Below are 24,058 nucleotides of genomic sequence, written 5' to 3'. Positions count from 1 at the left end.
ATACTGAATTATTATTTTGATTTTTTAAATAAATATATTGAAGGTGAAACAATGTTTTATGTAAAACAACTACTACATTTTACTTATGAACAAGCGTTATCCTGTTTGTTCCCAGTCTTTATTTTTTTAACACTAGCCCTATCAAAAATCATTTCTATCCCAGGGTTATATCGCTATGATTTCATACTCATCGTATGTCTTCTTATGCAGTGGGTGATGTATAAGACGGGTCTTGAAACGAAAGACGAACTAAAAGTAATTACTTTCTTCCACCTCATCGGCCTTTTGCTAGAAATATATAAAGTACATTTCGGTTCATGGAGTTACCCCGAAGAGGCGTATTCGAAGATTTTGGGAGTTCCGCTTTACAGTGGTTTTATGTATGCAAGTGTTGCAAGTTACATATGCCAAGCGTGGAGAAGATTGCATTTACAAATGCATCATTGGCCGAAAGCTATTTTTGCAATACCTCTAGGAGCAATGATTTACTTTAATTTTTTTACACATCATTTTCTATATGACTTTAGATGGGTATTAACTTTAATTTTATTCATTGTTTTCTTTCGCACATTTGTGGAATTTTCCTTACGAGGCATTACATATAAAATGCCACTCGTTCTCTCCTTTTTCCTTATCGGTTTCTTTATTTGGATTGCAGAGAACATCGCAACATTTTTCGGAGCATGGCAATATCCAAATCAACGGGAAGCTTGGAATCTCGTTCACTTAAGCAAAATTAGCTCATGGTTTTTACTCGTTGTTATTAGCATTATGATTGTTACGCAACTCAAACATTTGAAGGAATCGAAAAGATAATGCTGATTATGTAAAAACAATTAGCCCATCAATCATTAGAGAGTGATGGGCTTTTTTTAGTAATATTTTTTAAACCGTCCTTATCAAAGGAGTTATAATTTACAAGAGTATAAGCAGTTGCACATCATGAACTACTACTAACAGAAGATGTTGCTGCAGATGAAGCGGCAATCGTTGCCATCATGGCTGCCTGTTGTGCTTGTATGAGGACTTCTATCATTGTTTGTAAACCTGTGTTGGTAGCTTTACTTTCCTCACCTTTCTGACTTACGAACAGTTGAATAGCAATAAGAATATTTGTATCTGTATGCCAACGGAATAATTTATCCCCCTGCAATTTTTCAATAAATGCTCGAATAGAATGAATCTCTTTTTCTCCGTCCTCTAGTAACGCTAGTAGCCCGATAGCTGGGTAATGCATCTGTTTTACTTTTACCTTTTCTTGCTTTAACAAATTCCATATATTTGTGCATTCTGCAACTAATATTTCTTCCCTGACATCCTTCTTTAGTGAGAGAATATGACTCAAAAATTGAAGATCATTCCCTTTACGCAAGCCAGCTGTCGCTAGTTTCTGATAAAGACGTTCCACTCGGTCCATAAGTGTTTCTACATTCTCTGATTGTCCTGCTAATAAAACCGCGAGCGGATAATCATTTGTACTTGTAAGAAAGAGGTGATCCTTTTTCATGCGTTTATATACTTGCATCGAACGCTGAATGTGTGTGCCATACTGTTCATTTTCTTCTGTTAAAAGCACAGCTGCTGCGAGATAAGTAAATATACTCCGGCTAAAGCCACCAGTGACCAATTGTTCATATAAATCTAAAAACTTCCGAAAAGCTTTCTTGTAATCTGTAAAGTGAATATCTAATGTTGCGGCCACTACAAAACGATGATAAGACTTTAAGTATGAAAACATCCCTACCTGATTCTTAATATAACTACTAATTTCTAAAAAACGTCCGAGATCAAACAATTTATCACTACCTGCATACATAGCAGCAATCATTATTCCTGTTCGAGAATCACTCGTTTTCCATTTTAGTTCTCCCTTTAACTGTACATATGTATGTTTATATTGCTCCAACTTTTGTTCTAATGTAATCATAGTATTCACCCCTATTTCTAGTTCTTCTCTATTATTATACGTATATTCCATATTTAGGAACACTCTATTTCATACAGATTTTGTAACTTTATACTTTCTTCTGTATCATCTTCAATATTTTTCTATTATGTAAAACAAAGAAATAATAATTATTCCCCCTTCATCAGCATCACGATGGTAAGCGTTCATAGTCCTTCAAGAAGTTCAACAACAAAAAAAGATAGATAATAAATTATCTATCTTTTTTTGTCTTTATATTATTTAACAATACATCTGTAATTTTGTTTTTTATATGCAAGTGAACTTTACTCAAAACTAAAGAGCTTTAATAATACGTTCCATCGCCTTCATTTGCCCAATATGATCCGCTTCATGATAAAGCATCATACCGTAAAGCTCCCCTACTGTTTCCAATCCTAGGAATGGCTCTGGCAGTTTATTTTCAAATGCTTCTGCTGGCATTTCGTTAATACGTTTTGCTTGTTCTTTTAATTGAGCCATTAACACTTCTAACGATGGCCCTTCTGTTTTCCATTTAGATGGTCTTGATCCATATCCAAACATACCTGGATATTCCGTTGGTAATTGTTTAAACTCTCTTCCAAACATGAATGTTTCTGCTGCTGTTAACACGTGACCGATGTGCCAACGAATTGTATTGTTAAAGCCCTCTGGCTGCGTATCTGCAGTTTTATCATCTAACGTTTCCATAAATTTAAGTAATGCCCCACGCGTTATTTCAAATTGTTTTAAACCCACTAGTCTATTCATTTTATCGTTCCCCTTCTTGATGTACAATTTGTTATGAACTAAGAATGTTCAACTTATTAAAGTTTCACCTTGTTTAATCTATCAGAAACAAATAAGAAATACATCTAATATGCTTAGTAAAAATAATAAAAAGGTTCACTCCTCGTAAATATAGAATTACTTACTACACAAATAGTTTAGTAAATAAAAGAGGAGTGTACTTGCATGTTACATATTTTAAAACAACAATATAATCTTATTAGCTCTACAAGAGAAACTCTATTTTCGTTTTTGGAAGAAATCCCACTAGAAAAATTACATAGCACTGTTCCGAATTTCGGGAGCGGTAGCATTATAAAGACACATATTCATGTAGCCGATTGCTATCGATACTGGCTTGGATCATTCGCATTCAAGCAAAAACGAGCAGATTTTTCATTTGCTAGTGATTATGAAATTGAGCGTGCAGATATCGAGAAAGTTCGTGCTAGGTTTAAGTTAGCAGATGCGGTTGTAATACGTTTTTTAGATGAATACAATGACCGTTGGCTCGAAAATATAGCAAATGAAGTGAAATGGCAAAAAGAACCTTGGAGCACAACTCCGCTATGGCTTTTAACTCATACGGAAACACATGAGTTTCATCATAAAGGACAAATTGTATCAATGGCTCGTCACCTTGGGTACACTCCCCCTGATACAGACCTTAGTTAATTCGATTGTTCTAAACTACAAAAAAGATCGAGCATGTTTTATTTATTTTCCAAAACATGCTCTTAAAATATTCTACCTTACAATCTCCATATCCTCATCAATACCAAATAGTCTCCGCATAATTATAAGCATCACTATTCGGAATTGCATGTTTCCCTTGCGCTTGCGCCTTTCTTGGATCTAAATCATATACCATTGGCGTATAGCATGATGTTTGCCCTTTATTTACAACACCATTTCCTCCAGCACTTCCGCAAGTGTATGCCTTTCCATCTGTTTTTCTAACAATCCTTGCATCAGCTTCATTATTATAAACTGCTGGACGAGTTACAGTAACTTTTGCCCAAGCCGTCTTACAAGTGGTGCTAAATTTTAATTCTACATAAGAATTTGAATCTATCCATTTCTTCTCTTTCGTTACTGCAGATTGATCACAGCTATTATAATAAGGGCTTTTCCCATCATATGAATGGTCTTCTGCATATGCTTTATCGCTATTAGTCGTGCTAAACATACTAGTTACAACGAGTAAAGATAGCAATAAACATGCACTCGTCTTTTTTAAAAGTTTCATATAATTTCACTCCTTTATTAATAACGTGCTGTTTTCCCGTAACCGTTATTAAACGTAACTGCTTCAGCATCTGCTGTGTATCCGAAATCAGCAGTTAAATCAAATACCATTCCTGTATAAGTGCTCGTTTGACCTGTTTTTATTGTGCCGTTCCCCTGATTAGAAGTAACTGATTTTTGGAATACACCATTTTTGTATTTATTTACAACAGCGTACGCGTACACTCCTCCCGAAACAGCTGGTGCTGGTTGATCTAACACAAACTTAGCCCATGCTGCGTGACATTTATTACTGTAACGTAAATACACTGTCCCTACTTTTTTACTACCTTCGTACACCGCTGTAGACTTTGCATTAAATCCATCTGCATCACACGTCGTACTTCCCCCGTATACTTTCGTTGTTGCTGGATTTTTCCCGTCATAATAACTACTTAAATCAGTAGCTGCAAATGTACTTCCTTGGAAACTAAATAATACACCTATACTTGCCGCACTTAACACGCATACTTTCATTAACTTTTTAAACATTTTAAATTCCCCCTCAAAATAAGTACGTATACTAAAGACAACCTATACTGCTATGTAAGCCCTCCTTTCATGCTTCCTAGAGGCATCTTACAGAAACGAATACACGTTGTAAATTCCCTTATGATTATTGGAATATATGAAGAATTTTACTTATCCTTGTAAGAAAAAAGTTGAGAAATACACATTTTATAGCATTCTTTATTTAAAACATAAAAGAACCGACACTTGTTTCATTCAAGCATCGGTTCTCTCTATACAAAGGTGCCATTTTCCCTCTCATTTAAAACAAATATTTCTCCACTTAATCCCTTGCAAAAAACTCCCTCGTTACATCAATAAATTGTTGCAGTGGTGCTGTCATCCATTTATCTTTATGCCAAGCAATTTGTGTATAAATCGGAGGTATTGTTTCTTTTAACATTAACTCCTTTAACATCCCTTCCCGTATATCTTTTTCTACTACTATCGCTGGTAAAACGGCTATACCTAAATCTGCAATAACACATTGTTTAATTGCTTCAACACTAACAAACTCAATTTTATTTGCTGGATATACATCTTCAGCACGAAATAGCTCTTCAAATAAAGTCCTATATGAGCAGCCTAATTCTGTTAGTAAAAGTGTTTCAATCTCTAAATCTTTTATAGAAACAGAAGCCTGTTCAAGTAAACGATGCGTAGGAGGAGCTACTACTTTTAATTCTTCTTTCATAAGTGGCTCCACATGCAGAACATTTTCTGTTTTACATTCGTCCAAAATAAATGCAAGATCTACTTTTCCCTCCATCAATTGTTCCTTCGCATCTTTATTGGAATGTGCGGGTTTAAATATAAGTTTTATTTGGGGAAATTGCGCTTTAAACCGCTTTAATATAGAAGGCAGTCTGTATGTACATTGACTTTCTTGTGCACCTATTATTAACGTACCTGCTATTTCCTCATCATCTTTCACAGCCGTCTTCGCTTCGTTACTAAGTGCGATTATCTTGTCCGCATATAGTTGAAACTTTCTTCCTGCTTCAGTTAAGAAAAGACGTTTCCCTAATCTCTCAAATAGTGGTGTACCGAGCTCATCCTCTAACGTTTTAATTTGCGCTGTCACGCTCGATTGAGCAAAGTTTAATTTCTTCGCAGTTTGTGTAAAGTTCAAAGTATCTGCCGCTACTTTAAATGTAATTAATTGTTTTATCTCCATTTATCATCCCTCTTTTCAATCGGTATTTCCGATTGATTCCATCGAAATAATCCTCTTTGTCTATTGATATTTATATTGTATGATAAAGAGCATCGACAAACAATAAAATGGAGGTATTCCATATGAAAGCACTTTGTTTCGAACAGTTTGGAAATCCAGATGTACTACAATATAAAGAAATACATGATCCAATCATAAATCCAAATGAAATTCTTGTCCGTACGAAAGCAATCGGATTAAACTTCGCTGATATTTATAGACGCCGCGGCGATTATCATCTCGCTGGCAATCCGCCTTACATATTAGGTTATGAAGGAGCTGGAATTGTTGAAGAAGTAGGAACTAACGTTACCACTATCACCCCTGGAGACCGCATTGCATTTGCTGACGTTCCATTCTCAAATGCAGAACTAGTTGCCGTCCCATCAGAAAAAGTAATCCCACTACCAGATTCTATTTCTTTTGAAACAGCCGCTTCTGTCTTATTACAAGGATTAACTGCACATTATTTAACGCAAGATAGCTATCAACTAAAACACGATGATATAGCTCTAGTACACGCTGCAGCTGGTGGCGTCGGTCAACTTCTTACTCAAATGATTAAACTACAAGGCGGAAAAGTAATCGGCCTCACGTCGTCAAACGAAAAAGCAAAAGTAGCCACATTAACTGGTGCTGATCACGTATTTTTATATACTGAAGCATGGTATACGAAAGTACTTGAAGTGACTAATGGTACTGGAGTAAATGTTGTGTATGAATCAGTAGGTTCTACATTAGATGAAAGCTTTAGCGCTACTAAAATTGGTGGTACTGTCGTATTTTACGGAATGGCTGGTGGTAATCCTGCGCCTGTAGATCCACGTATGCTTATGGATACTTCAAAAACTTTAACTGGCGGAGACCTTTGGAACGTGCTTACTACGTATGAAGAACGTAAAAATCGCTCTACTCAATTATTTGATTGGATCGCTACTGGAAAATTAAACATTGCGAGTCCCACTACATTCTCTTTACAAGATGGTGCACGTGCACATGAATTATTAGAGAGCCGTAAAAGCACAGGGAAGATTTTATTAATCCCATAATCGTTCCAATTTAAAAAGGAAGCTAGATTTTACTAACTTCCTTTTCTTATATCTATTTGAGATAGGATTATATTTCCACACTTTCTCTTCCTTTTTCAACATAACTCATATCTCCAACCGACTCGACGATGTATTCCCCATCTTTATATAAAACTTTCGTTACACTTGCATTTTCCACTCCAAGTTTTGTTTTGCTACTGTCTAACATTTCTATTAAGGCAGTAATCAAAAGCCCATGAACGACAACTAAAACGTTACCGCCACCATTTCTAACAGCTTCTTCACTAATTTTATCAATCTCTGCTTTTATACGAGTAGAAAATAATTCCCAATCTTCCGCCTGTTTCGTAGGGTCTGCTGCTCTAATAAGATTAATCACTTCTTGAATAGAAAACTTCATGAGTTCTTCTGGTGATGCAACGCCTGCAGCTTTTCCAACCACATCCCACATATTCTCAAGTTTTTCACCTTCAAAAATACCGAAATTTAATTCTCGTAAATCTTTCCTTTGCTCAAGTTTTAACTTTGATTGCTCACTATATTTTAATACTAAATTAGCAGTTTCAATCGCTCGGCCGCTATCACTACTATACACATTCATAAAATGAACATCTTTTAATCCTGTCCCTAAATTTGAGGCAACTTCAACACCTCTTTCTACTAACGGAGAGTCTGCCCAACCTTGCGCACGATGGTTCGTATTTAATATTGTTTTACCATGTCTTGTAACATATAACGTAACTACATTCTCATTGCTATTTGTTTCTCGATTCTTCATTCTATTCTCTCCCTTTACATTTCTATATCAATTTTATCATCTCAATTATTCATTGAGCAAAATATATGTAAATAGATTCGCTTAATAAAAAACGCTACCTTTCTGTATATTCCTACAAAAAGATAGCATCTTTTATGATTATATTTCTTAACCGATACCCCTACTCAGTAAAAGCACTCGAATATTGTACAATTCCTTCTACACCTTGAAGAGTGTTCTCTCTTAGCTCCATCACCATAAATACTTCATCTGGCACTTCAAATGGTGCTTTTATATTCCACTCACTTGCTTTCTTAAAACCAAATTTCGGATAGTACTCTGGATGCCCTAACACAACAACTGATCCGTATCCAAGTTCTTCCGCCTTTTCTAAAGCAGAAGCGATTAGTTTTCCGCCGATTCCTTTTTTCTGATGACCCCTAGCAACTGATACTGGTGCAAGTGCTAATGATTCTACAGAAGTTCCGTCTTGTTCTATTGTAATTTTTGATAACATAATATGACCAACTATTTCCTCATCTACCGCAACGATTGATAACGCTGGAACAAATGCGTCACATTCTCTAATACGTTTTACAAGTTCATGTTCTTTTTTATCACTAAATTCTTCATTTAAAAATGCTTGTTTTACAACTTCTTCAGTCTTACTATAATCATTTTGTTGTTCTTCTCTAATCGTTACCATTCTATATTATCCTCTATTCTTTCTTATTTCTTTTTCAATTTTACGAAGTGCTTTTTTCGATCCGCGCTCTATATCATGTTGCATTTTTCTTTCTTTATAATCGACAAATAGTGTGTTTAAATCGTATCCTTCTGGGTATAATTCCTTCGCTGCTACTTCTAAGTTCATACGTTTTATATTCACTTCAATAAATTCACCGTTATAATATACAACAACATTATAGAAATTATCTTTTTCCTTATAGATGATACCAAAATCATCATGATCCAATAAATTCACACGGTCACCGATTTTATATTCATAGTCATTTTCTCTTTTTTCTTGTACGAATTTCGGTTTTCTAATTTTACTTTCATTCACTTTTTCTAGAGCGTATTCTTTATTTCCCATATACTCTTTCGCTCTTTGCAGTACATGTTCTTTTACATTCATTTTATTTGCAATCCAAAGTGCATTACTTTCACCAGATTTACCGATCACTAATTTATAAAGAGGCTCCAATGTCTCACTATTAAATTGCATTGCTGCGTTCATAAAATCACCGTGCATTTCTGAAAATCGTTTAATTTCTCCGTAATGCGTACTCGCAATTGTAATACATCCCGTTAGATAAAATTCTTCTAAAATAGATATCGCAAGCGCCGCACCTTCATTTGGTTCTGTGCCGCTTCCTATTTCGTCAAATAGTAGTAACGTATTATTATTTGATATCCTCATAATTTCAGACAGATTTTTCATATGAGATGAAAATGTACTTAATGCATTTTCAATACTTTGATTATCACCTATATCTACAAACACATTTTCGAAAATAGCAATTTCCGTTTCTTTATCTCCAGCGATATGCAAGCCAGACATTGTCGCTAATGTTAGTAATCCAATTGTTTTTAACACAATCGTTTTCCCGCCCGCATTCGGTCCTGTAATAATTAAACTACGGTACTCTTGACCGATTTCAAAATTTAACGGTACAACTTGCCCTGTTAAAAGCGGATGCTTACAATTCACTAAATGAATGTGACCATGATCGTTTAACTTCGGTTCTATTCCATCGATACTTTTACTAAACTTCGCTTTCGCAAATACCATGTCATATTGACTAATCAGTTCCATATTTATTTTTATATGATAAATATTTTCTAGCACCATGCCTGATAACGTCGCTAAAATTTGATACTCTTCCATCGCTTCTTCTGCTTTCAAACTCGCGAGTTCCGCATTTAGCTTTGTAACCGTATGCGGTTCTATAAATACAGTAGAACCTTTTGCAGATGCTTCAACAATACTTCCCGCAACTTGATTTTTGTAGGTAGATTTAATCGGAATCGTATAGCGATCATCCTTTTTACTAATAAAGAATTCCTGAATATACTTCTTATTTGCACTACTATTTAAAAACTTCGTTAAACGTTCTTTTATTTTTCCATCTACAGAATCAATGTTATTTCGAATTCGTTTTAACTCTTTACTAGCCGCTGCATCAATGCTATTTCCTTTAATTGAAAAGTTAATTTCCTCTTCAATACTTTTAAATTCAGTCATTGAATTTGCATAGGAAGCTAATATTGGCGCAAAAAATTCTTTATCTAACATAAATTTTTTAATCTTTCTACATCCACGTAAAAAGTCTGAAACACTCACTAACTCTGCTGGATCTAAAATCATCCCTTTTTCTAATTTTTGAATTGTACTAGCGATATTAGAAATTCCGAAGAAAGGCACATGCCCTTCTGCATCTACTATAGCTCGTGCTTCTGTCGTTTCATTTAAGCGATTTCTCACTACTTTTATACTCGTACTCGGCTCTAATTTATTTAATAATTCCTTACCTAATCCACTTACACAATAAGATTTCACTATTTCCATTAATTCGTTATATTGTAACTTTTCAAAAGTCATCGTATTCATTTTGTTTCTCCTCACTATGATTGGTTTTTATCATCAATGAAGATACCTACTCATTAGATTCCAATGAGTTCTACATTATTCAATTATCATGTTTACACATTATAAACATATACAAAAAAGCTGCGGGGATACCGCAGCTTTTACATTTACAAGGCATGTGTAATAACATATGAGAAAATAAGCCATAAAAACAGATGGCAATCCCCTTATTACACGCTTTATAAAGTATTGTAGGTATCTTCATAGGTTTCGAAATAAATGCATGACAAAATTAGGGGTATGATATACATAAAAATCCCCTGGTCTTATCCGATTTATTTCATTAAATTTTTCCTATTTAGTACCTACCGCACTCACAAAAAGCACCTCTCATTAATTTATATTTTATGTTCATTGAAATCTAATTTATTGAAATCATCATACTACATGTTGTTTTAGAAGTAAAGGTGTCATACTTAAGTAATACGTAACTATACACCTCAATATTGCGACATGTACATTGATTGTATTCAATTTTAAAGTAGCAACTTTAATTTCGTTGTATAAAAATTAAATACGCGCCTCCGCTATTGCGAATGTCATTTACTTATCCTAATACATTTAATAATTATGACAAGCAATCATAGGAGGTTACTATATGAGCAAAGAAAATATTATTTTACATGGACCTGCTCTTGAACCAAATTTAATTGGCCCCACACTACCACCCATTCCACCATTTACATTCCCTACCGGACCTACTGGTGTTACAGGACTTACTGGAATCGGAATAACTGGACCTACCGGCGCTACAGGAATCGGAATAACCGGTCCCACTGGAGCAACCGGTTTAGGAATTCTCCCGGTATTTGGAACAATAACTTCTGAAGTAGGTATCGGTTTTTCAGCAGTAGTTAATACAAATGTTAATTTGACAATTCCAGGACCTGTTAGTGGAACTACTCTAACCCCAGTAGACAACTCCATTACAATTGATACCACTGGTGTGTACTCTGTATCCTTTTCAATTGTATTTGTGATACAAGCTATTTCGTCTAGTATATTAAACCTTACAATAAATGATTCCATTCAATTCGCCATTGAAACACGAGTTGGTGGTGGTTCTGGGGTAAGAACTACATCCGCTAGAACTGATCTATTACCTTTAAACCAAGGAGATGTCCTTCGAGTACGAATAAGAGAAGCCATAGGTGACATTATTTATTCCAACGCATCTCTTGTTGTTTTAAAGGTCAACTAATTCGTTTATCAAAATAAAGATTCAAGCATGATAACAATGTAAAAAGAAGAGGAAACTTATATTTCAGTCTACCTCTTCTTTTTCATCACCAATTTAATGTTGAACATATATGGAAACTGAGCCTCCACTTACATGGAACTGCCCCCATCCATCCTTATTAATTGTTACAGTATTTGTTTGATTACCCGTCATATCGTACCATACTTCCCCAGCGTTATTCTTTCCAACATCCATCCACTTTGATCCTCCTGGTCCGTCCGAGAGTAATGTCGCTAAACCAGAATTAGCATGTACACCATCGCCTTCTCTTGTCCAGCCAATCACATCTGGATGGTCTAAATAATCACGCTGCGTACCATATGCAAAGTTTTTTCGTGCCGTCAAAATTGGATCAATTTTATCTTTTAACGCTGGAATTTCATAACTACTATTTCCGCTTGTCCCATAGTAATCACCATAGAAAACTGAAGGATAGCCCTCTGCACGAGTTAAAATAAATGCATATGCCAGCGGCTTAAACCACGGACTTACTACAGATTCCAATGACTGCCCAGGCTGAGAATCATGATTCTCAACGAGAGTAACTGCGAGTGCAGGGTGATTTTTCATTACTGTTCCATTTAAAATATTTCTCATATCATAATTCCCATTTCCTGTTGAAGCATAATGAAAATTGTAATGAAGCGGTGCATCAAACACAGATTGATTATAATTGACTTTCGCTAAATAATTGTTTAAAGCCTGAACATCATTTTGCCAATATTCAGCTACTGTAAACATTTCTTTCCCTGTTTGCTGTCTGGCATGCTTTACCCAATCGCGTAAATATTCATGATCAATATGTTTAACAGCGTCCAAACGAAAGCCATCTAAATTTAATTCATTCGCATACCATGTTCCCCAATTTTTCATCTCATTCGCAACATCTGGATGATCAAAATCAAGATCTGCATACATCAAATAATCATAATTTCCATTTTCGCTAGACACTTCCCAATCCCACGCTTTACCTATACCCCTAAATTTATAAATTCGATTTAATTTCCTTCCTTCATCCCAATCCGTTCCGTCAAAATGATACCATTTCCATTTGAAATTAGAATAAGCATCTCCGCGCCCTGGAAAATTAAACCCCGTCCATGCACTAATTTGATAATCACCTGATACTTCAATATTTCGATTGTTACGGTCTACCTCAACAGCAGTTACGGTTTCAGTATAATCAGCCCCACCTTTATGATTCATAACTACATCACCGTATACGTCGATGTTTTGCTTATGTAAAGCGTCAATTGCAGATTTCAACTGTGCTTTTGTCCCATATTTCGTCCGCACCGTTCCTTTTTGATTGAACTCCCCCAAATCATATAAATCATAGGCCCCATACCCTACATCATTTTGCGAAGTCCCTTTATATGCAGGTGGTATCCATACAGATGTGATTCCTTTATGAGCTAAACTTTCAGCATCAGAACGCAAACGATTCCAATGATCCCCATCATTTGGAGCGTACCACTCAAAATACTGCATTAATGTTCCATTGTTCACTGTTGCTGCTTCTGCCTTATTTCCCTCATATATATTAGGAAAAAGCAAAATAAACAATAAACAGACTACCGTAATCCTTTTCAACATATTTACACCATCCCCTTCAAGAAAACGTTTGCATAATTCATTAAAGTTATTATAATATTCGTTCTACAGTTAGTAAAGTAACAATCTTTTAATCTCTCACATTATTTTTCAAAATATGAATTCAACTATTCCACAAGTACCCCACATAGTTTAAAATTCACATCGGATTCAAAATTGTATACAATTTATCTATAAAAGTATGACGGAGGGATTTCTATGACAGACTTTCAAAAACAATTTTTCGCACGTTTACATATAGAAGAAAAAGAAACCATATCATTTGAAGATTTATCTCAAATTATGTATGGAATGGCCCAAACTGTTCCATTTGAAAACTTAAATATTCTCGAAAATAACTTTAAAGAAATATTAAAAGAGAATTTAAAAGAAAAAATTTTAGTAAACAACCGTGGCGGTCTTTGTTATGAACTAAATCCTACTATGTATTACTTTCTTAAAGACTTTGGATTGGATGTTTATTTAATTTCAGGGACAGTTTATAATGCTGCAAACTCTATATGGGCTGTCGATTCCGGACATATCGCAACTGTTTTAAAACATCATCATGAACTGTATTTAATTGAAGTGGGATTCGGATCATACTTACCTCTTGCACCTGTTCCTTTCTCAGGTGCAGTCATTCACTCAGTAACAGGAGATTATCGTATTCGCAAAGAAACAACTGAAAAAGGAAATTACATTTTAGAAATGCGTAAAAACAATGAGTTTCTGGATCAATCTTCTGCTGATGATTGGACGTTAGGCTATGCATTTTATATAGAAGAAGTGGATGAAACGAAAGTGAATGCAGCACAAAAAATCATCGTTGAACATGAGGGCTCACCATTTAACAAAGTACCTCTTATTGTAAAACTTACACATGACGGACACGCTTCTTTAACAAAAGATAGTCTTACAATAACAAAAGACGGTAAAAAATCTAAAGAAGAAGTTACAGACGAGCAATATACAAATCTTTTACATTCGAAGTTCGGAATTACACTATAACTGTTTAAGCCTTGCTATTTACAGCAAGGCTTTTCAATTTTCAGCAGGGATTTTTTGCAATTTGTTGTATTTCATAGTTATATAGGAATATAACTACATATTTAGAAAGGAAATGATTATGACTGAACTTAAAGATCGACTACAAGTAGCTGATAAAGAAAAATGGGATTTAACGGATATTTACCATACAATTGAAGATTGGGAAAGCGATTTTCATAAAATTGAAGTATTAACGAATGAATTACACAAGTTTAATGGAAATATTCACGATGGCAATAGTTTATTAGCTTATTTAACAAAGAGTGAAGAAATTTCTAGCATAATATCTTTAATGTTCGCTTATGCACGATTACAATCTGATCTTGATACACGCGATACTGACGCTCAATCCCTTGTCGATAAAGTATCACAATTACACGTGAAAGTAAGTGCAGCTAAATCTTTCTTTTCCCCATTCTTACTTAGCGTAGATGAAAACACATTACATGCTTACATAGAAGAAGCAGAAGGCTTACAATATTATAAAGAAGACTTATTTGAACTATACCGTTATAAAAAACACGTATTGAATAAGGACCAAGAAGAGATTTTATCACAAATGGGTGAAGCACTTTCCTCCCCGCAGCATACATTTGGCATGTTAAATAATGCAGATATACTATTTGGCGACGTGACTACTGATGATGGAAAAAAAGTAAATTTAACGCGTGGAATGTATGCAAAGTTAATAGAAGATGAGAATCGTGAGAAACGTAAAGAAGCTTATAAAGCTTATTACAAACCATATGTTCAGTTAAAAAACTCTATCGCTTCTACTCTATCTGCTGCTATTAAAAATAATGTTACTGTTTCAAAGCTAAGAAAATATCCATCAGCTTTAGAAAAATCATTATTTGGCGATATGGTTCCGAAAGAAGTATATGAAAATTTAATCGATACGACGAAAAAAAACATTCAATCATTACATACATATAATGAACTTAGAAAAGAAAAATTAAATGTAGATGAACTAAGACAATACGACTTGAGTGTTGATTTAGTAAAAGGTGTAAAGCAAGACATTCCATACGACGAAGCGTTTGACATAATGATCGCGTCACTAGCTCCTTTAGGTGAAGAATATATCGAAACATTAAAAAGCTTTAAAGATAAACGCTATATAGACGTGAGAGAAACACCTGGAAAACGTTCTGGCGCTTATAACTTTGGTGTATACGGTGTTCATCCTTTCATTCTTTTAAATCATCACGATGATTTAAATAGCCTTTTCACTCTAACTCATGAATGTGGCCACGGTATGCATACGCATTACTCACACGGATACCAACCAAGAATTTCTGCACACTATACTATCTTTGTTGCAGAAGTCGCTTCTACAGTAAATGAAGTATTATTAATTCACTATTTATTAAAAGAAGCAAAAGAAACGAACGTGCGTAATCATTTAATTAACCATTTTATCGAGAGCTTTAAAGGTACTTTCTTTACACAAATCATGTTTGCTGAGTTTGAAAAAATCACACATGAAATGGCTCAGCAAGGTAAACCATTAAATGCCCAAGTCTTTAGTGAAATTTATGAAAAGTTATTTAGAGAATATAATGGCGACTCCCTCGTATTTGACGAAGAAGTAAAATATGGCTGGTCTAGAATCCCTCATTTCTACCGTCCATTTTACGTGTACAAATACGCAACGGGCTTCGCCTCTGCAATCCAAATCGCCGATAAATTATTAAGCGGCGATCCAAATGCTCAGAAAAATTATATTGAATTCCTTAAAGGTGGAAGTTCTGACTATCCATTAAACCTACTGAAAAAAGCTGGCGTTGATTTAACTACGCCAGAACCGATTGAAAGTGCACTAAATCGTTTTAATGCACTTATTGAAGAGTTTTCAGCATTGTAGAAAAAAGCATGCAGAGTATATGCTCTGCATGCTTTTTTCATTTGAATCACTTTACTCTAAATGCTGCTGCGTCACACAATGAATCATACCACCATACGCATACAATTCATTTACATAAACACCAACAACTTTTCTACCTGGAAATTGCCCTTCAATAATTTGAAGCCCTAACTTATCATGTTCATCACCGTATATAGGAACCAATACAACTTCATTGCCAATATAAAAATTCAAATACGAACCTTTACAGTCTGCCTCTTTTACCACTTGTCTTGTTACAGGTACTGGGATGAGCTGAAATGGATTTCCATCTATATTTCTTGCTTGTCGCAATTCTTGATAATGTTTTTCTTGCGCCTCCAAAAGGTACGACTCTCCTTCCCCAAAAGGATCATATTCATAAAGAATCGTATTTTCATTTACAAAACGTGCTGCCCCATCAATATGGTAATCCGTATCTTCATCATAATTATCCTCACCGCGAATACCAGTTATCCATATAAAATTCGTTACCCCAAAATACTTCGTTAACTCCATTTCAATCTCTTCTTGACTTAGTGTAGGATTTCGATTCTCATTTATAATAGAAGTTTTCGCTGCCATTAAGGTCCCGTTTCCGTTTATCTCAATTCCTCCACCTTCTAGACAGACACTAGATTCAACTTTTGGAATGCTATACATTTCACTTATTTTAGTTGGTATAACAGCATCGTTTTCATACGGATATTTATCCCCCCAACCATTAAATACCCAGTGTGTTAGGCGGAGATTCCCCCCTTTATCTTTTACAAATATCGGTCCATTATCTCTGATCCAAATATCATTAGTTTCTTGAATTAAGAAATCAATTTTAACCATATTCACTTTCGCTTCAATTAACTTCGATTGGACATGTGCTTTTTCTTCTTCATCATATACAACAATATGCACATTTTCTCCGTAATGAAGCTCCTTTGCCATCGTTACCCAAATATCATCTAACTTAGCTCTGTAACCTTCACCTCTATGAGTTCTGTCATGAGGCCATTGGAGCCATGTTCCCTCATGTTTCTCCCATTCTGCAGGCATATAAAACAAACTATTTTCTATATTTCTCATACATGTTCACCCCTTTTCTGAATGTACGTCCAGTCTATACTTTGACATCGTGTTAAGGTCAACAGGAATATATTCATTTACTTGTAGCAACTTTATAAGGTGACTCTTTATTTCTCCTTGTGATACACTACTTCTCCTTGTAAAACCGTCACTAAAACTTTCGCATTCGGAATCTTATCGGCACTCATTTTAGTAATATCTTCATTTAGTAATACCATATCAGCTGATTTCCCTACTTCAATCGAACCTGTAGTGTTATCAAGACCTAGCGCTTTAGCTGGCTTAATTGTATAGGCATCAATAGCTGCGTATACATCAGACAAACCCTTTTCATCAATACTTAATGCATTCGAAATCGTCACAAGTGGGTTCAGTTCATTTACATCCCAATCACTACTAAGTGATACATTTGCTCCTGTTTTCCAAATTCGTCCTAGCGGCATAATTCGTTTCATTTGCTGATTTGAAAAATACGTACTTGCCCAGCTTTGTTTTGGATCTTCTGCAAAATCATGACCTACTTGAAAATCAGCGCTAATACCTAAATTAGCAAAACGATTTATATCACTATCTTCTACCATTTCCACGTGCGTGAGCGTATAAGGCTGGTTTGCCCCTTCTTTTTTCGCAGCTTCAATTGCATTTAAACTCTCTCTTACCCCGCCGTCTCCAATCGCGTGAATGAGTGCACCGTAACCAATTTTATTGAGTTCAGTCAACCACCACTTCATCTTTTCTTCTGGAATATAGTTCAAACCATATGGAGTTCCTTTAAACCACTCAAACTTATATTTTTCTAATATTTTAGCTGTACTATTAATACTAATTCCATCACTATACATTTTCACTTGATTTATAAGCATTCGGGATGACAAATCATCACGTTTAATTTTTTTGAAATACTCCATTTGTTCTGCTTCATTTAAATTCGGATATACCCATGGACGAAGTACTACTCGCGTTGTTAGCTTTTTCTCATCATATACTTTATTCCAAACATCTAACCAGCCTCGTTTCCAATAGAGACGTCCATCACCGACTGTAGTAATACCATTCTTTGCAACCTCACCTAAACCGTCTAACAAACCTTCATAATTTTTTTCAAACAGATTTGATTGAGAATTCCATGCTTTTTCCATCACAATATCCCCAGCTGTATCATAAAGAATACCAAATGGTTCTCCTGATTCAGGATCTCGAATGATTCTTCCGCCTTGCGGATCTTTCGTATCTTTATTTATTCCAGCTAACTTGAGTGCCTTTGAATTAACCCATACAGAATGAGAGGTTCTTTCCATAATTAACACTGGATTATTAGGAAATAACTCATCAAGAACTTGTAATGGAGTTTGTTGTTCTGATTTTTCGTCCATATCTTTTAACAGCTCTTCTAAACTAAATCCAGTTCCGCTTATCCATTCCCCATCTTTAACATCTTTTTTACAAACCTTTAAATACGAGCGTTGTTCTTGCAGAGAAGCATCTGGTGAGACACTACAATTCCCTGCTGCTGGTGATTTCGCTTCAAATATATGATTATGATTGTCCACAAAACCAGGGAGGATAAAACGTCCTTGTAAATCCACCACTTTCGTATCTTCATTTATAAATCCTTCTACATCCTTGTTTGAACCAACAAATGTAATTTTCCCTTCTTTAACGGCTACAGCCTCTACGATGTCTTGCTTTTCATTAGAAGTATAGATTGTACCATTTTTAAACACTACATTCTTCGGCAACTGATTAGGTAGAACAGCGCTACCACTCTCACCTTCTCCTACTCCAGAAGTACATGCCGAAATCCATACCATACTTAGAATCAGACAAATAATCATGATTGTTCTTCTCATATTCTCTCTCCTTTTTATTATGATAAATTGCTTTCGTACATAGAATAAGGATTGACATAATGTTAATGTCAATCCTTATTCTCATCCTATTTTCTTAACTAAAAAACAAATTTGTGTCACATACTCCTCTACTAAACAATCACATTCAGGTCCCTTTATATAGACTTCATATGGGTGACTATCTATTATATAACCATTTCTTTCAACCCACTCTTCTAACGCCATATAAGCATAACCTATATAGTCATAGCTACCATAATGCATAGTAGTAACGATTTGATGCTGATTTAGCTTTTTTATTTCGCATTCTTGTAATACGCCTGTATTGTCCTCATCCATAATCGGAATTCTTAATTCAATATCACTGTGATTTGGAATATACTCTTCATCATAAAAAACTGTAGATGGCGAACCGACTATTTGAAAGCTATTTTTTTGTACTTTTTCATATAAGTCATAAAAATAATCATCCATATCATCTATATCTATTTGTAATCTTTGAGCAATTACCGTTATTTCATTTCTCATTCCAATTAATATATCGTAACTTCTATGACGAGCGATATTTAAACCATTATTCATACTTACCATTTCGTTCATTTCAGAAATAACCTGTAAATTTTGTTTCACCTCATGAGACAACTCTATAATTTGTTCTTGCATATGTTTAATAAATGAATCTTGATCTGTTGACTGAAGAATTATTTTAATTTTCGGTAGAGGGAACTTATACTCCCTTAGCCTTTTAATTTTTAGCGCTATTTCTAACTGCCCTTGCTCATAATATCTATACCCATTTTCCGGGTTCACATATGCTGGTTTTAATATCTCCTCTTTGTCATAATGCCTTAGCATCCGTGTACTCATTTTACAAATCCGCGAAAACTCAGTAATTGTATACATATACTTACCCCTTGAATACATTTTCTTTAAAACTTATTTATTAAAACCAATCAAAAATCTTCCTAATTGAAAAATCTTCATTCTGATTTTTCATTCTCTTCATATTTGAAGGTAACAAATGAAGTGGACAATACCACGTTAAACAATTCATTGCGCCTCCCATTGTCGATATTTCTCCTACATGAATTTGAATAGCTTGTTTCTCCGTATGTTGTTGAATATATCGTAAAACTTCCCCATCTTTAGCTAATCCAAACTTAGGAACGTAAATCGTATCACATGTTTCTAAAATATTTATATATAACCCTTTTGCCGATGCTATTTCTTGATCATATTGCCCCTTTTCTGTATATGAAGAAGGAACAACTATAAATTCAGCTTCTGGCATTTGTTCTTGAATCATCTCTTGAACATTATATCTAAATTCATGATCTCCTAAAAAATCACTAATAAACATTGTATGTTCATCAATAAATTTAACCATTCCGTCTGCGTGTGCTAGTACATCCCCTTCTTCAGCAGGAATAATAATAACTCGGCTCGCATCTAAATCCCATTCCAGTTGCTCTATAATTTCTTCTTCCGTCCAATCATAATTATCATCAAATATGCGTTCTGTTAATATAACAGTATCTTTTTTATTCCAAATAAGATTTCCACCGTCTAATATCAATGGAGATGTCACATATTCAAAGTCGTTCTTTTTCAACCATTTATTAAATTGTTGATCTAAATATCGTCCTTGATCTTTCGGTAAGTAATTTGGTTGATATTTAAATTTAACTAGATGATTTGTTACAACTGGTGCAACATCTCTTAGCCAAATATCATCATACTCAAAAAAGTTTGTATGAAAGTCTTGCTCTTCAACAGATAAAGATATAAGTTGATCGGTAAATGCTTTATTTTCATTTAAGTATTCATTAAAATAAATAATGTCTTCATAAAATGGTCGATAATATTCATTCGATTTATCTGGTATTGCAGTAAAAATAATTCCATTATGTTTTTGTTCCATATTATTTACCTCACTTTTTAATAATGATTGAATAACTTATTTCAATAAACCCACTATTGCCCAATTCATTTCTCTTTTCATTACAATTTTTAAAACGTGCACATTTCATGAATGGATTATAGCACGGAGAGATATTATATATTTATATAAAAAATATAAAGTGAAACTTTAATCAGTGGGGGTTTTGTCCATCCCCACTGATTATTAGCCCTCACCAATCGGGCATTTACTGGAAGTTATCTTCCACCTAACTTCCTTGCATCCGCCAGGTTTTGAGATGGAAGTTTTACTGCCCACAAATAGCGGGATAAAGCCGTCGTTAAGCCGTAAACTGGCTCTTGACAAGATTTTTAAATTTTAATCATCGTACACAATGAAGGATTAGATGATTTTTTTATCAAGATTGAAATCCACTACTTCTAATAGGGCGTTTTGATTAAATAAATTCACTAAATGCGTTTCTACCCCTATACAAATCCCTTCTAGCGGAAGATCGTTTGGATCTTGACCAAATGGATCCTCAATTTCAACTCCTATTGCTTCAATCCCTATAAATGCAAAACTTATAAACGTAGTTGCAAGTACTGTAAACCATCCAAGGCTATCAACAAGACCAATCGGTAAAGTCCCGCAAAATATGAGCAGTAAAATTTTAATATGAGCAAAATATGCAAAAGGAATAGGCGTTGTTTTGATCCGATCACATCCACCCACAGCCGTAAGCAGAGTATTCAAATCAGCTTCCATATTAATTATTGCATTGGGATGAATTTGACCGGTTTTCAAACCTTTTGATAGTATAGTTTTTAACATAAAAACTATACTAATCGGTAAATGAATAGACTTATCCAAGATTTCTCGTTCCTTCTCAGAACAAATATCAAACAATGATTTTATTTCAGATAAATCTTTTTCATCTCTCAAATGTCCTTTCGCTAACTTTGGAAAAGCAATTAATAAATGTAAAAATTTTAGTTTTTCCTTATCCGTATTTTCCTCTTCAGACTCCCAATAACATAAAAAACTAACTGCTAAATTTCTAGTACAAGCACCAATCGTGCCAAATAACTTTCTACCTTCCCAATACCTATCATAAGCAGTGTTAGTACGAAAAACTAACAGTAGACCTAAAGCCCCTCCAACAATTACCCAAGGAGTTTGATTCATTTTTATTTCTACATAATAATAATTAATCACAGTTACTATCGTTGAAACGCATATATATAATAAAATTTGCGGGAAAATATCTCTTATAACTGTTCCCTTTAGTGTAAATATTTGATGTAAACTATTTTGATTATTGTAATGTACCATATTTACAAAAGCCTCTTCCCTTTTTAACTTTTTATCCTTTAAAATTACGAAAGTATACAATTAAATAGTAGAATCATAAATCCTATTATTATGAAACTGGTTAAAATTATTTCTTTCAATATCTTTACTCCTTTTTTACCAAAAGATAAAACATCTTTTTTTGATTTAAACAACTAATGTTCACTCTTCTAAATCACGACGCATTATTTTAGAATTTGCAATGAATAAAGCACTAATTAATACAAGAATCGCGCAAGCATATAACAATGAATCCATTGGACTATCATGGTCTATAATAATGAGACGAACAATAGCCGTAATACCTATATATATAAAATAGCGTAATGGAAAATGAAAGTTCATTTGAAAATATTTTATAATCATTACGATGAATTCAAAATATAAAAAGAATACGACAATGCTATCAATTAAATGATAACTAGATTCCTCACCACTCAATTTCAGTTCTTGTATAAATTGAATAACTTCTTTCATAAGAAACACACTTAAAACAATTCCCAAACAGATCAAAGCTACATTTATAATGTACTGTAGAACGATAGGGAAAAACGAAAATACTCTTTTTAAATTCTTCAACACAAACATTTTTCTCCTTTTCCATATAAAACAATCATGGCAACATACTTTTGTTTAATTATTATTATATTAAAATTATACATTTCATTCTTATTACAGGTGTTAAAACAAGACAAAATAAGTAAAGATAGCATTTCACCTATTTTGTCTATAAAGCAACATAACGAAACTATAAATCGATTACTTCAATTGAATCGGTTGTTGCTGTGTCACACAATGGATCATTCCGCCATTTTTATAAAGTTCTCTCACATCAATTCCAACTACTTTACGATCCGGATATAACTTCTGAATCGTATCGTTTGCGATTTTATCATTTGGATCATTATAGTTAGGCACCAATACAACTGTATTTCCAATATAATAATTGATATATGATCCCTTATAATCGAGAGTTTTCCCATTTTCTAAAGTAACTTTATCTTTACTAAGGGGTAAGTATTCATACTTATATTTCTTTCCTGAAGCATTTTTTGCATCCAACAATTTATCCATATCTTTGTTTGACAAACCCCATTCAGCCAAATCATCTTCTGCCATCGTTACGATCGTAGATTTATCATGAAATTTAGCAAATCCATCAATATGAAAGTCAGTAATATCTAAATTAGGCACTCCATCTAACCAAATAAAGTTTGTCACCCCAAGGTCACTTATATATTTTTCAATTTCTCCTTCTGATAAATCAGGATTTCTATTTTTATTTGTTACTGCGCTTCGAGTTAATAAAGCAGTCCCATTGCTGTCTAATTCAATTGCGCCACCTTCAAGGACAAATTTGCCCCAATCAATTCTTTCAATCCCTAATTGTTTACTAACATTCTCACGTATACGGGCATCATTTTTATAAGGAGTTTTCTTTCCCCAACCATTAAATGCTGGATCTAATATTTTTAGCTTTTTATTATTGTCATAAACAAAAATCGGTCCACTATCTCTTGCCCACACATCATCAGTAGGAGTGATAAAGAAATCAACTTTATCCATATTCAGCCCTTTATCTATTAAAAGCTTATTGATTCGCTCTTTCTCCTCCTCATCATATGCAACAATGTGGACTTTTTCACCCTCAGTTAAAGCACTTGCCATCTTAATCCAAATAGGCTCGACTTCTTGTTTATACTCTTGACCATATGTGTATTCATGAGGCCATTGTAGCCATGTACCTTCATGTTTATCTTTTTCATCCGGCATCGTATATTTTCCAGCGTTTTTCTGTACCTCTACTTTTTTATCTTCTTTCCCTTTGACATTTTCATTATTCCCTTCAAAAGAACATCCACTAATAATCGTTGTAGATAATGTAACTATTAAACAATACTTTACTACCTTTTTCATTT

22 protein-coding genes are annotated in these 24,058 nt (G+C 34.2%); 6 read left to right on the top strand and 16 right to left on the bottom strand.

The window, feature by feature from the left end:
• Positions 1-51: 51 nt before the first annotated feature.
• On the top strand, positions 52-816 hold the full coding sequence (locus tag QCI75_RS10345; protein ID WP_353761514.1) for a DUF817 domain-containing protein: 765 nt from the start codon (positions 52-54) through the stop codon (positions 814-816).
• Between the two features lie 124 nt (positions 817-940).
• On the opposite strand, the gene QCI75_RS10340 is transcribed toward QCI75_RS10345, so the two are convergent.
• Positions 941-1,978 (bottom strand): DUF4003 domain-containing protein, encoded by a 1,038-nt coding sequence (locus QCI75_RS10340; RefSeq protein WP_353760396.1) that lies wholly within the window; start codon positions 1,976-1,978, stop codon positions 941-943.
• A 264-nt stretch (positions 1,979-2,242) separates the two neighbouring features.
• A complete protein-coding gene (locus QCI75_RS10335) occupies positions 2,243-2,698 on the bottom strand; it encodes a DinB family protein (RefSeq protein WP_144503654.1) in 456 nt (151 codons plus the stop codon).
• A 204-nt stretch (positions 2,699-2,902) separates the two neighbouring features.
• Here QCI75_RS10335 and QCI75_RS10330 point away from each other — a divergent pair, with 204 nt between their 5' ends.
• A complete protein-coding gene (locus tag QCI75_RS10330) occupies positions 2,903-3,391 on the top strand; it encodes a DinB family protein (protein ID WP_144503656.1) in 489 nt (162 codons plus the stop codon).
• A 97-nt stretch (positions 3,392-3,488) separates the two neighbouring features.
• Here the strand turns inward: QCI75_RS10330 and QCI75_RS10325 are convergent, their stop codons facing one another.
• The 3 genes from QCI75_RS10325 to QCI75_RS10315 all read right to left on the bottom strand — a co-directional run bounded on the left by QCI75_RS10325 (position 3,489) and on the right by QCI75_RS10315 (position 5,690).
• Positions 3,489-3,965, bottom strand: a complete 477-nt coding sequence (locus tag QCI75_RS10325) for a DUF2690 domain-containing protein (RefSeq protein ID WP_063548184.1) — start codon at positions 3,963-3,965, stop codon at positions 3,489-3,491.
• Between the two features lie 17 nt (positions 3,966-3,982).
• Positions 3,983-4,495, bottom strand: a complete 513-nt coding sequence (locus tag QCI75_RS10320) for a YjfA family protein (RefSeq protein ID WP_000473732.1) — start codon at positions 4,493-4,495, stop codon at positions 3,983-3,985.
• 301 nt (positions 4,496-4,796) lie between these two features.
• Positions 4,797-5,690 (bottom strand): LysR family transcriptional regulator, encoded by an 894-nt coding sequence (locus QCI75_RS10315; RefSeq protein ID WP_353760395.1) that lies wholly within the window; start codon positions 5,688-5,690, stop codon positions 4,797-4,799.
• 122 nt (positions 5,691-5,812) lie between these two features.
• Here QCI75_RS10315 and QCI75_RS10310 point away from each other — a divergent pair, with 122 nt between their 5' ends.
• Positions 5,813-6,778, top strand: coding sequence for a quinone oxidoreductase family protein (locus QCI75_RS10310; protein WP_353760394.1), 966 nt, complete (start codon positions 5,813-5,815; stop codon positions 6,776-6,778).
• A 67-nt stretch (positions 6,779-6,845) separates the two neighbouring features.
• Here QCI75_RS10310 and QCI75_RS10305 read toward each other — a convergent pair whose 3' ends face one another.
• From QCI75_RS10305 to QCI75_RS10295, 3 genes are all read right to left on the bottom strand, one after another.
• Positions 6,846-7,556, bottom strand: a complete 711-nt coding sequence (locus QCI75_RS10305) for a histidine phosphatase family protein (RefSeq protein WP_144503662.1) — start codon at positions 7,554-7,556, stop codon at positions 6,846-6,848.
• A gap of 160 nt (positions 7,557-7,716) precedes the next feature.
• Complete coding sequence (locus tag QCI75_RS10300; RefSeq protein ID WP_144503664.1) at positions 7,717-8,241, bottom strand: GNAT family N-acetyltransferase; 525 nt, start codon at positions 8,239-8,241, stop codon at positions 7,717-7,719.
• 6 nt (positions 8,242-8,247) lie between these two features.
• Positions 8,248-10,149, bottom strand: a complete 1,902-nt coding sequence (locus QCI75_RS10295) for an endonuclease MutS2 (protein ID WP_353760393.1) — start codon at positions 10,147-10,149, stop codon at positions 8,248-8,250.
• Between the two features lie 637 nt (positions 10,150-10,786).
• Here QCI75_RS10295 and betA point away from each other — a divergent pair.
• Entirely contained in the window at positions 10,787-11,389 is a 603-nt protein-coding gene (gene betA / locus QCI75_RS10290) for a collagen-like exosporium glycoprotein BetA (protein WP_353760392.1), read from the top strand.
• A gap of 93 nt (positions 11,390-11,482) precedes the next feature.
• On the opposite strand, the gene amyS is transcribed toward betA, so the two are convergent.
• Positions 11,483-13,024, bottom strand: a complete 1,542-nt coding sequence (gene amyS / locus QCI75_RS10285; RefSeq protein ID WP_353760391.1) for an alpha-amylase — start codon at positions 13,022-13,024, stop codon at positions 11,483-11,485.
• A gap of 216 nt (positions 13,025-13,240) precedes the next feature.
• Here amyS and QCI75_RS10280 point away from each other — a divergent pair, with 216 nt between their 5' ends.
• Both QCI75_RS10280 and pepF read left to right on the top strand, forming a co-directional pair.
• A complete protein-coding gene (locus tag QCI75_RS10280) occupies positions 13,241-14,032 on the top strand; it encodes an arylamine N-acetyltransferase family protein (protein ID WP_353760390.1) in 792 nt (263 codons plus the stop codon).
• 118 nt (positions 14,033-14,150) lie between these two features.
• Positions 14,151-15,938, top strand: a complete 1,788-nt coding sequence (gene pepF, locus QCI75_RS10275) for an oligoendopeptidase F (protein WP_353760389.1) — start codon at positions 14,151-14,153, stop codon at positions 15,936-15,938.
• A gap of 51 nt (positions 15,939-15,989) precedes the next feature.
• Here the strand turns inward: pepF and QCI75_RS10270 are convergent, their stop codons facing one another.
• The 7 genes from QCI75_RS10270 to QCI75_RS10240 all read right to left on the bottom strand — a co-directional run bounded on the left by QCI75_RS10270 (position 15,990) and on the right by QCI75_RS10240 (position 24,056).
• Positions 15,990-17,036, bottom strand: a complete 1,047-nt coding sequence (locus tag QCI75_RS10270; RefSeq protein WP_353760388.1) for an agmatine deiminase family protein — start codon at positions 17,034-17,036, stop codon at positions 15,990-15,992.
• Between the two features lie 107 nt (positions 17,037-17,143).
• Complete coding sequence (locus QCI75_RS10265; RefSeq protein ID WP_353760387.1) at positions 17,144-18,886, bottom strand: amidohydrolase; 1,743 nt, start codon at positions 18,884-18,886, stop codon at positions 17,144-17,146.
• 81 nt (positions 18,887-18,967) lie between these two features.
• The gene (locus QCI75_RS10260) at positions 18,968-19,789 is read right to left on the bottom strand and encodes a MerR family transcriptional regulator (protein ID WP_144503678.1); all 822 of its coding nucleotides are present in this window, start codon (positions 19,787-19,789) and stop codon (positions 18,968-18,970) included.
• 40 nt (positions 19,790-19,829) lie between these two features.
• The gene (locus QCI75_RS10255) at positions 19,830-20,807 is read right to left on the bottom strand and encodes an agmatine deiminase family protein (RefSeq protein ID WP_353760386.1); all 978 of its coding nucleotides are present in this window, start codon (positions 20,805-20,807) and stop codon (positions 19,830-19,832) included.
• 381 nt (positions 20,808-21,188) lie between these two features.
• Complete coding sequence (locus tag QCI75_RS10250) at positions 21,189-22,121, bottom strand: bestrophin family protein (RefSeq protein ID WP_353760385.1); 933 nt, start codon at positions 22,119-22,121, stop codon at positions 21,189-21,191.
• A gap of 180 nt (positions 22,122-22,301) precedes the next feature.
• Positions 22,302-22,721: a phosphate-starvation-inducible protein PsiE gene (gene psiE / locus QCI75_RS10245; protein ID WP_142344561.1), complete on the bottom strand. Its 420-nt coding sequence runs from the start codon at positions 22,719-22,721 to the stop codon at positions 22,302-22,304.
• A gap of 177 nt (positions 22,722-22,898) precedes the next feature.
• Entirely contained in the window at positions 22,899-24,056 is a 1,158-nt protein-coding gene (locus QCI75_RS10240) for an agmatine deiminase family protein (RefSeq protein WP_353760384.1), read from the bottom strand.
• Positions 24,057-24,058: the final 2 nt, after the last annotated feature.

Origin of the sequence: Bacillus cereus group sp. RP43, from assembly GCF_040459645.1 — a bacterium.
Lineage (GTDB): Bacteria > Bacillota > Bacilli > Bacillales > Bacillaceae_G > Bacillus_A > Bacillus_A mycoides_C.
Note: the sequence above shows the minus strand (reverse complement) of the source record. Positions and strands in the feature narration are given on the sequence as shown.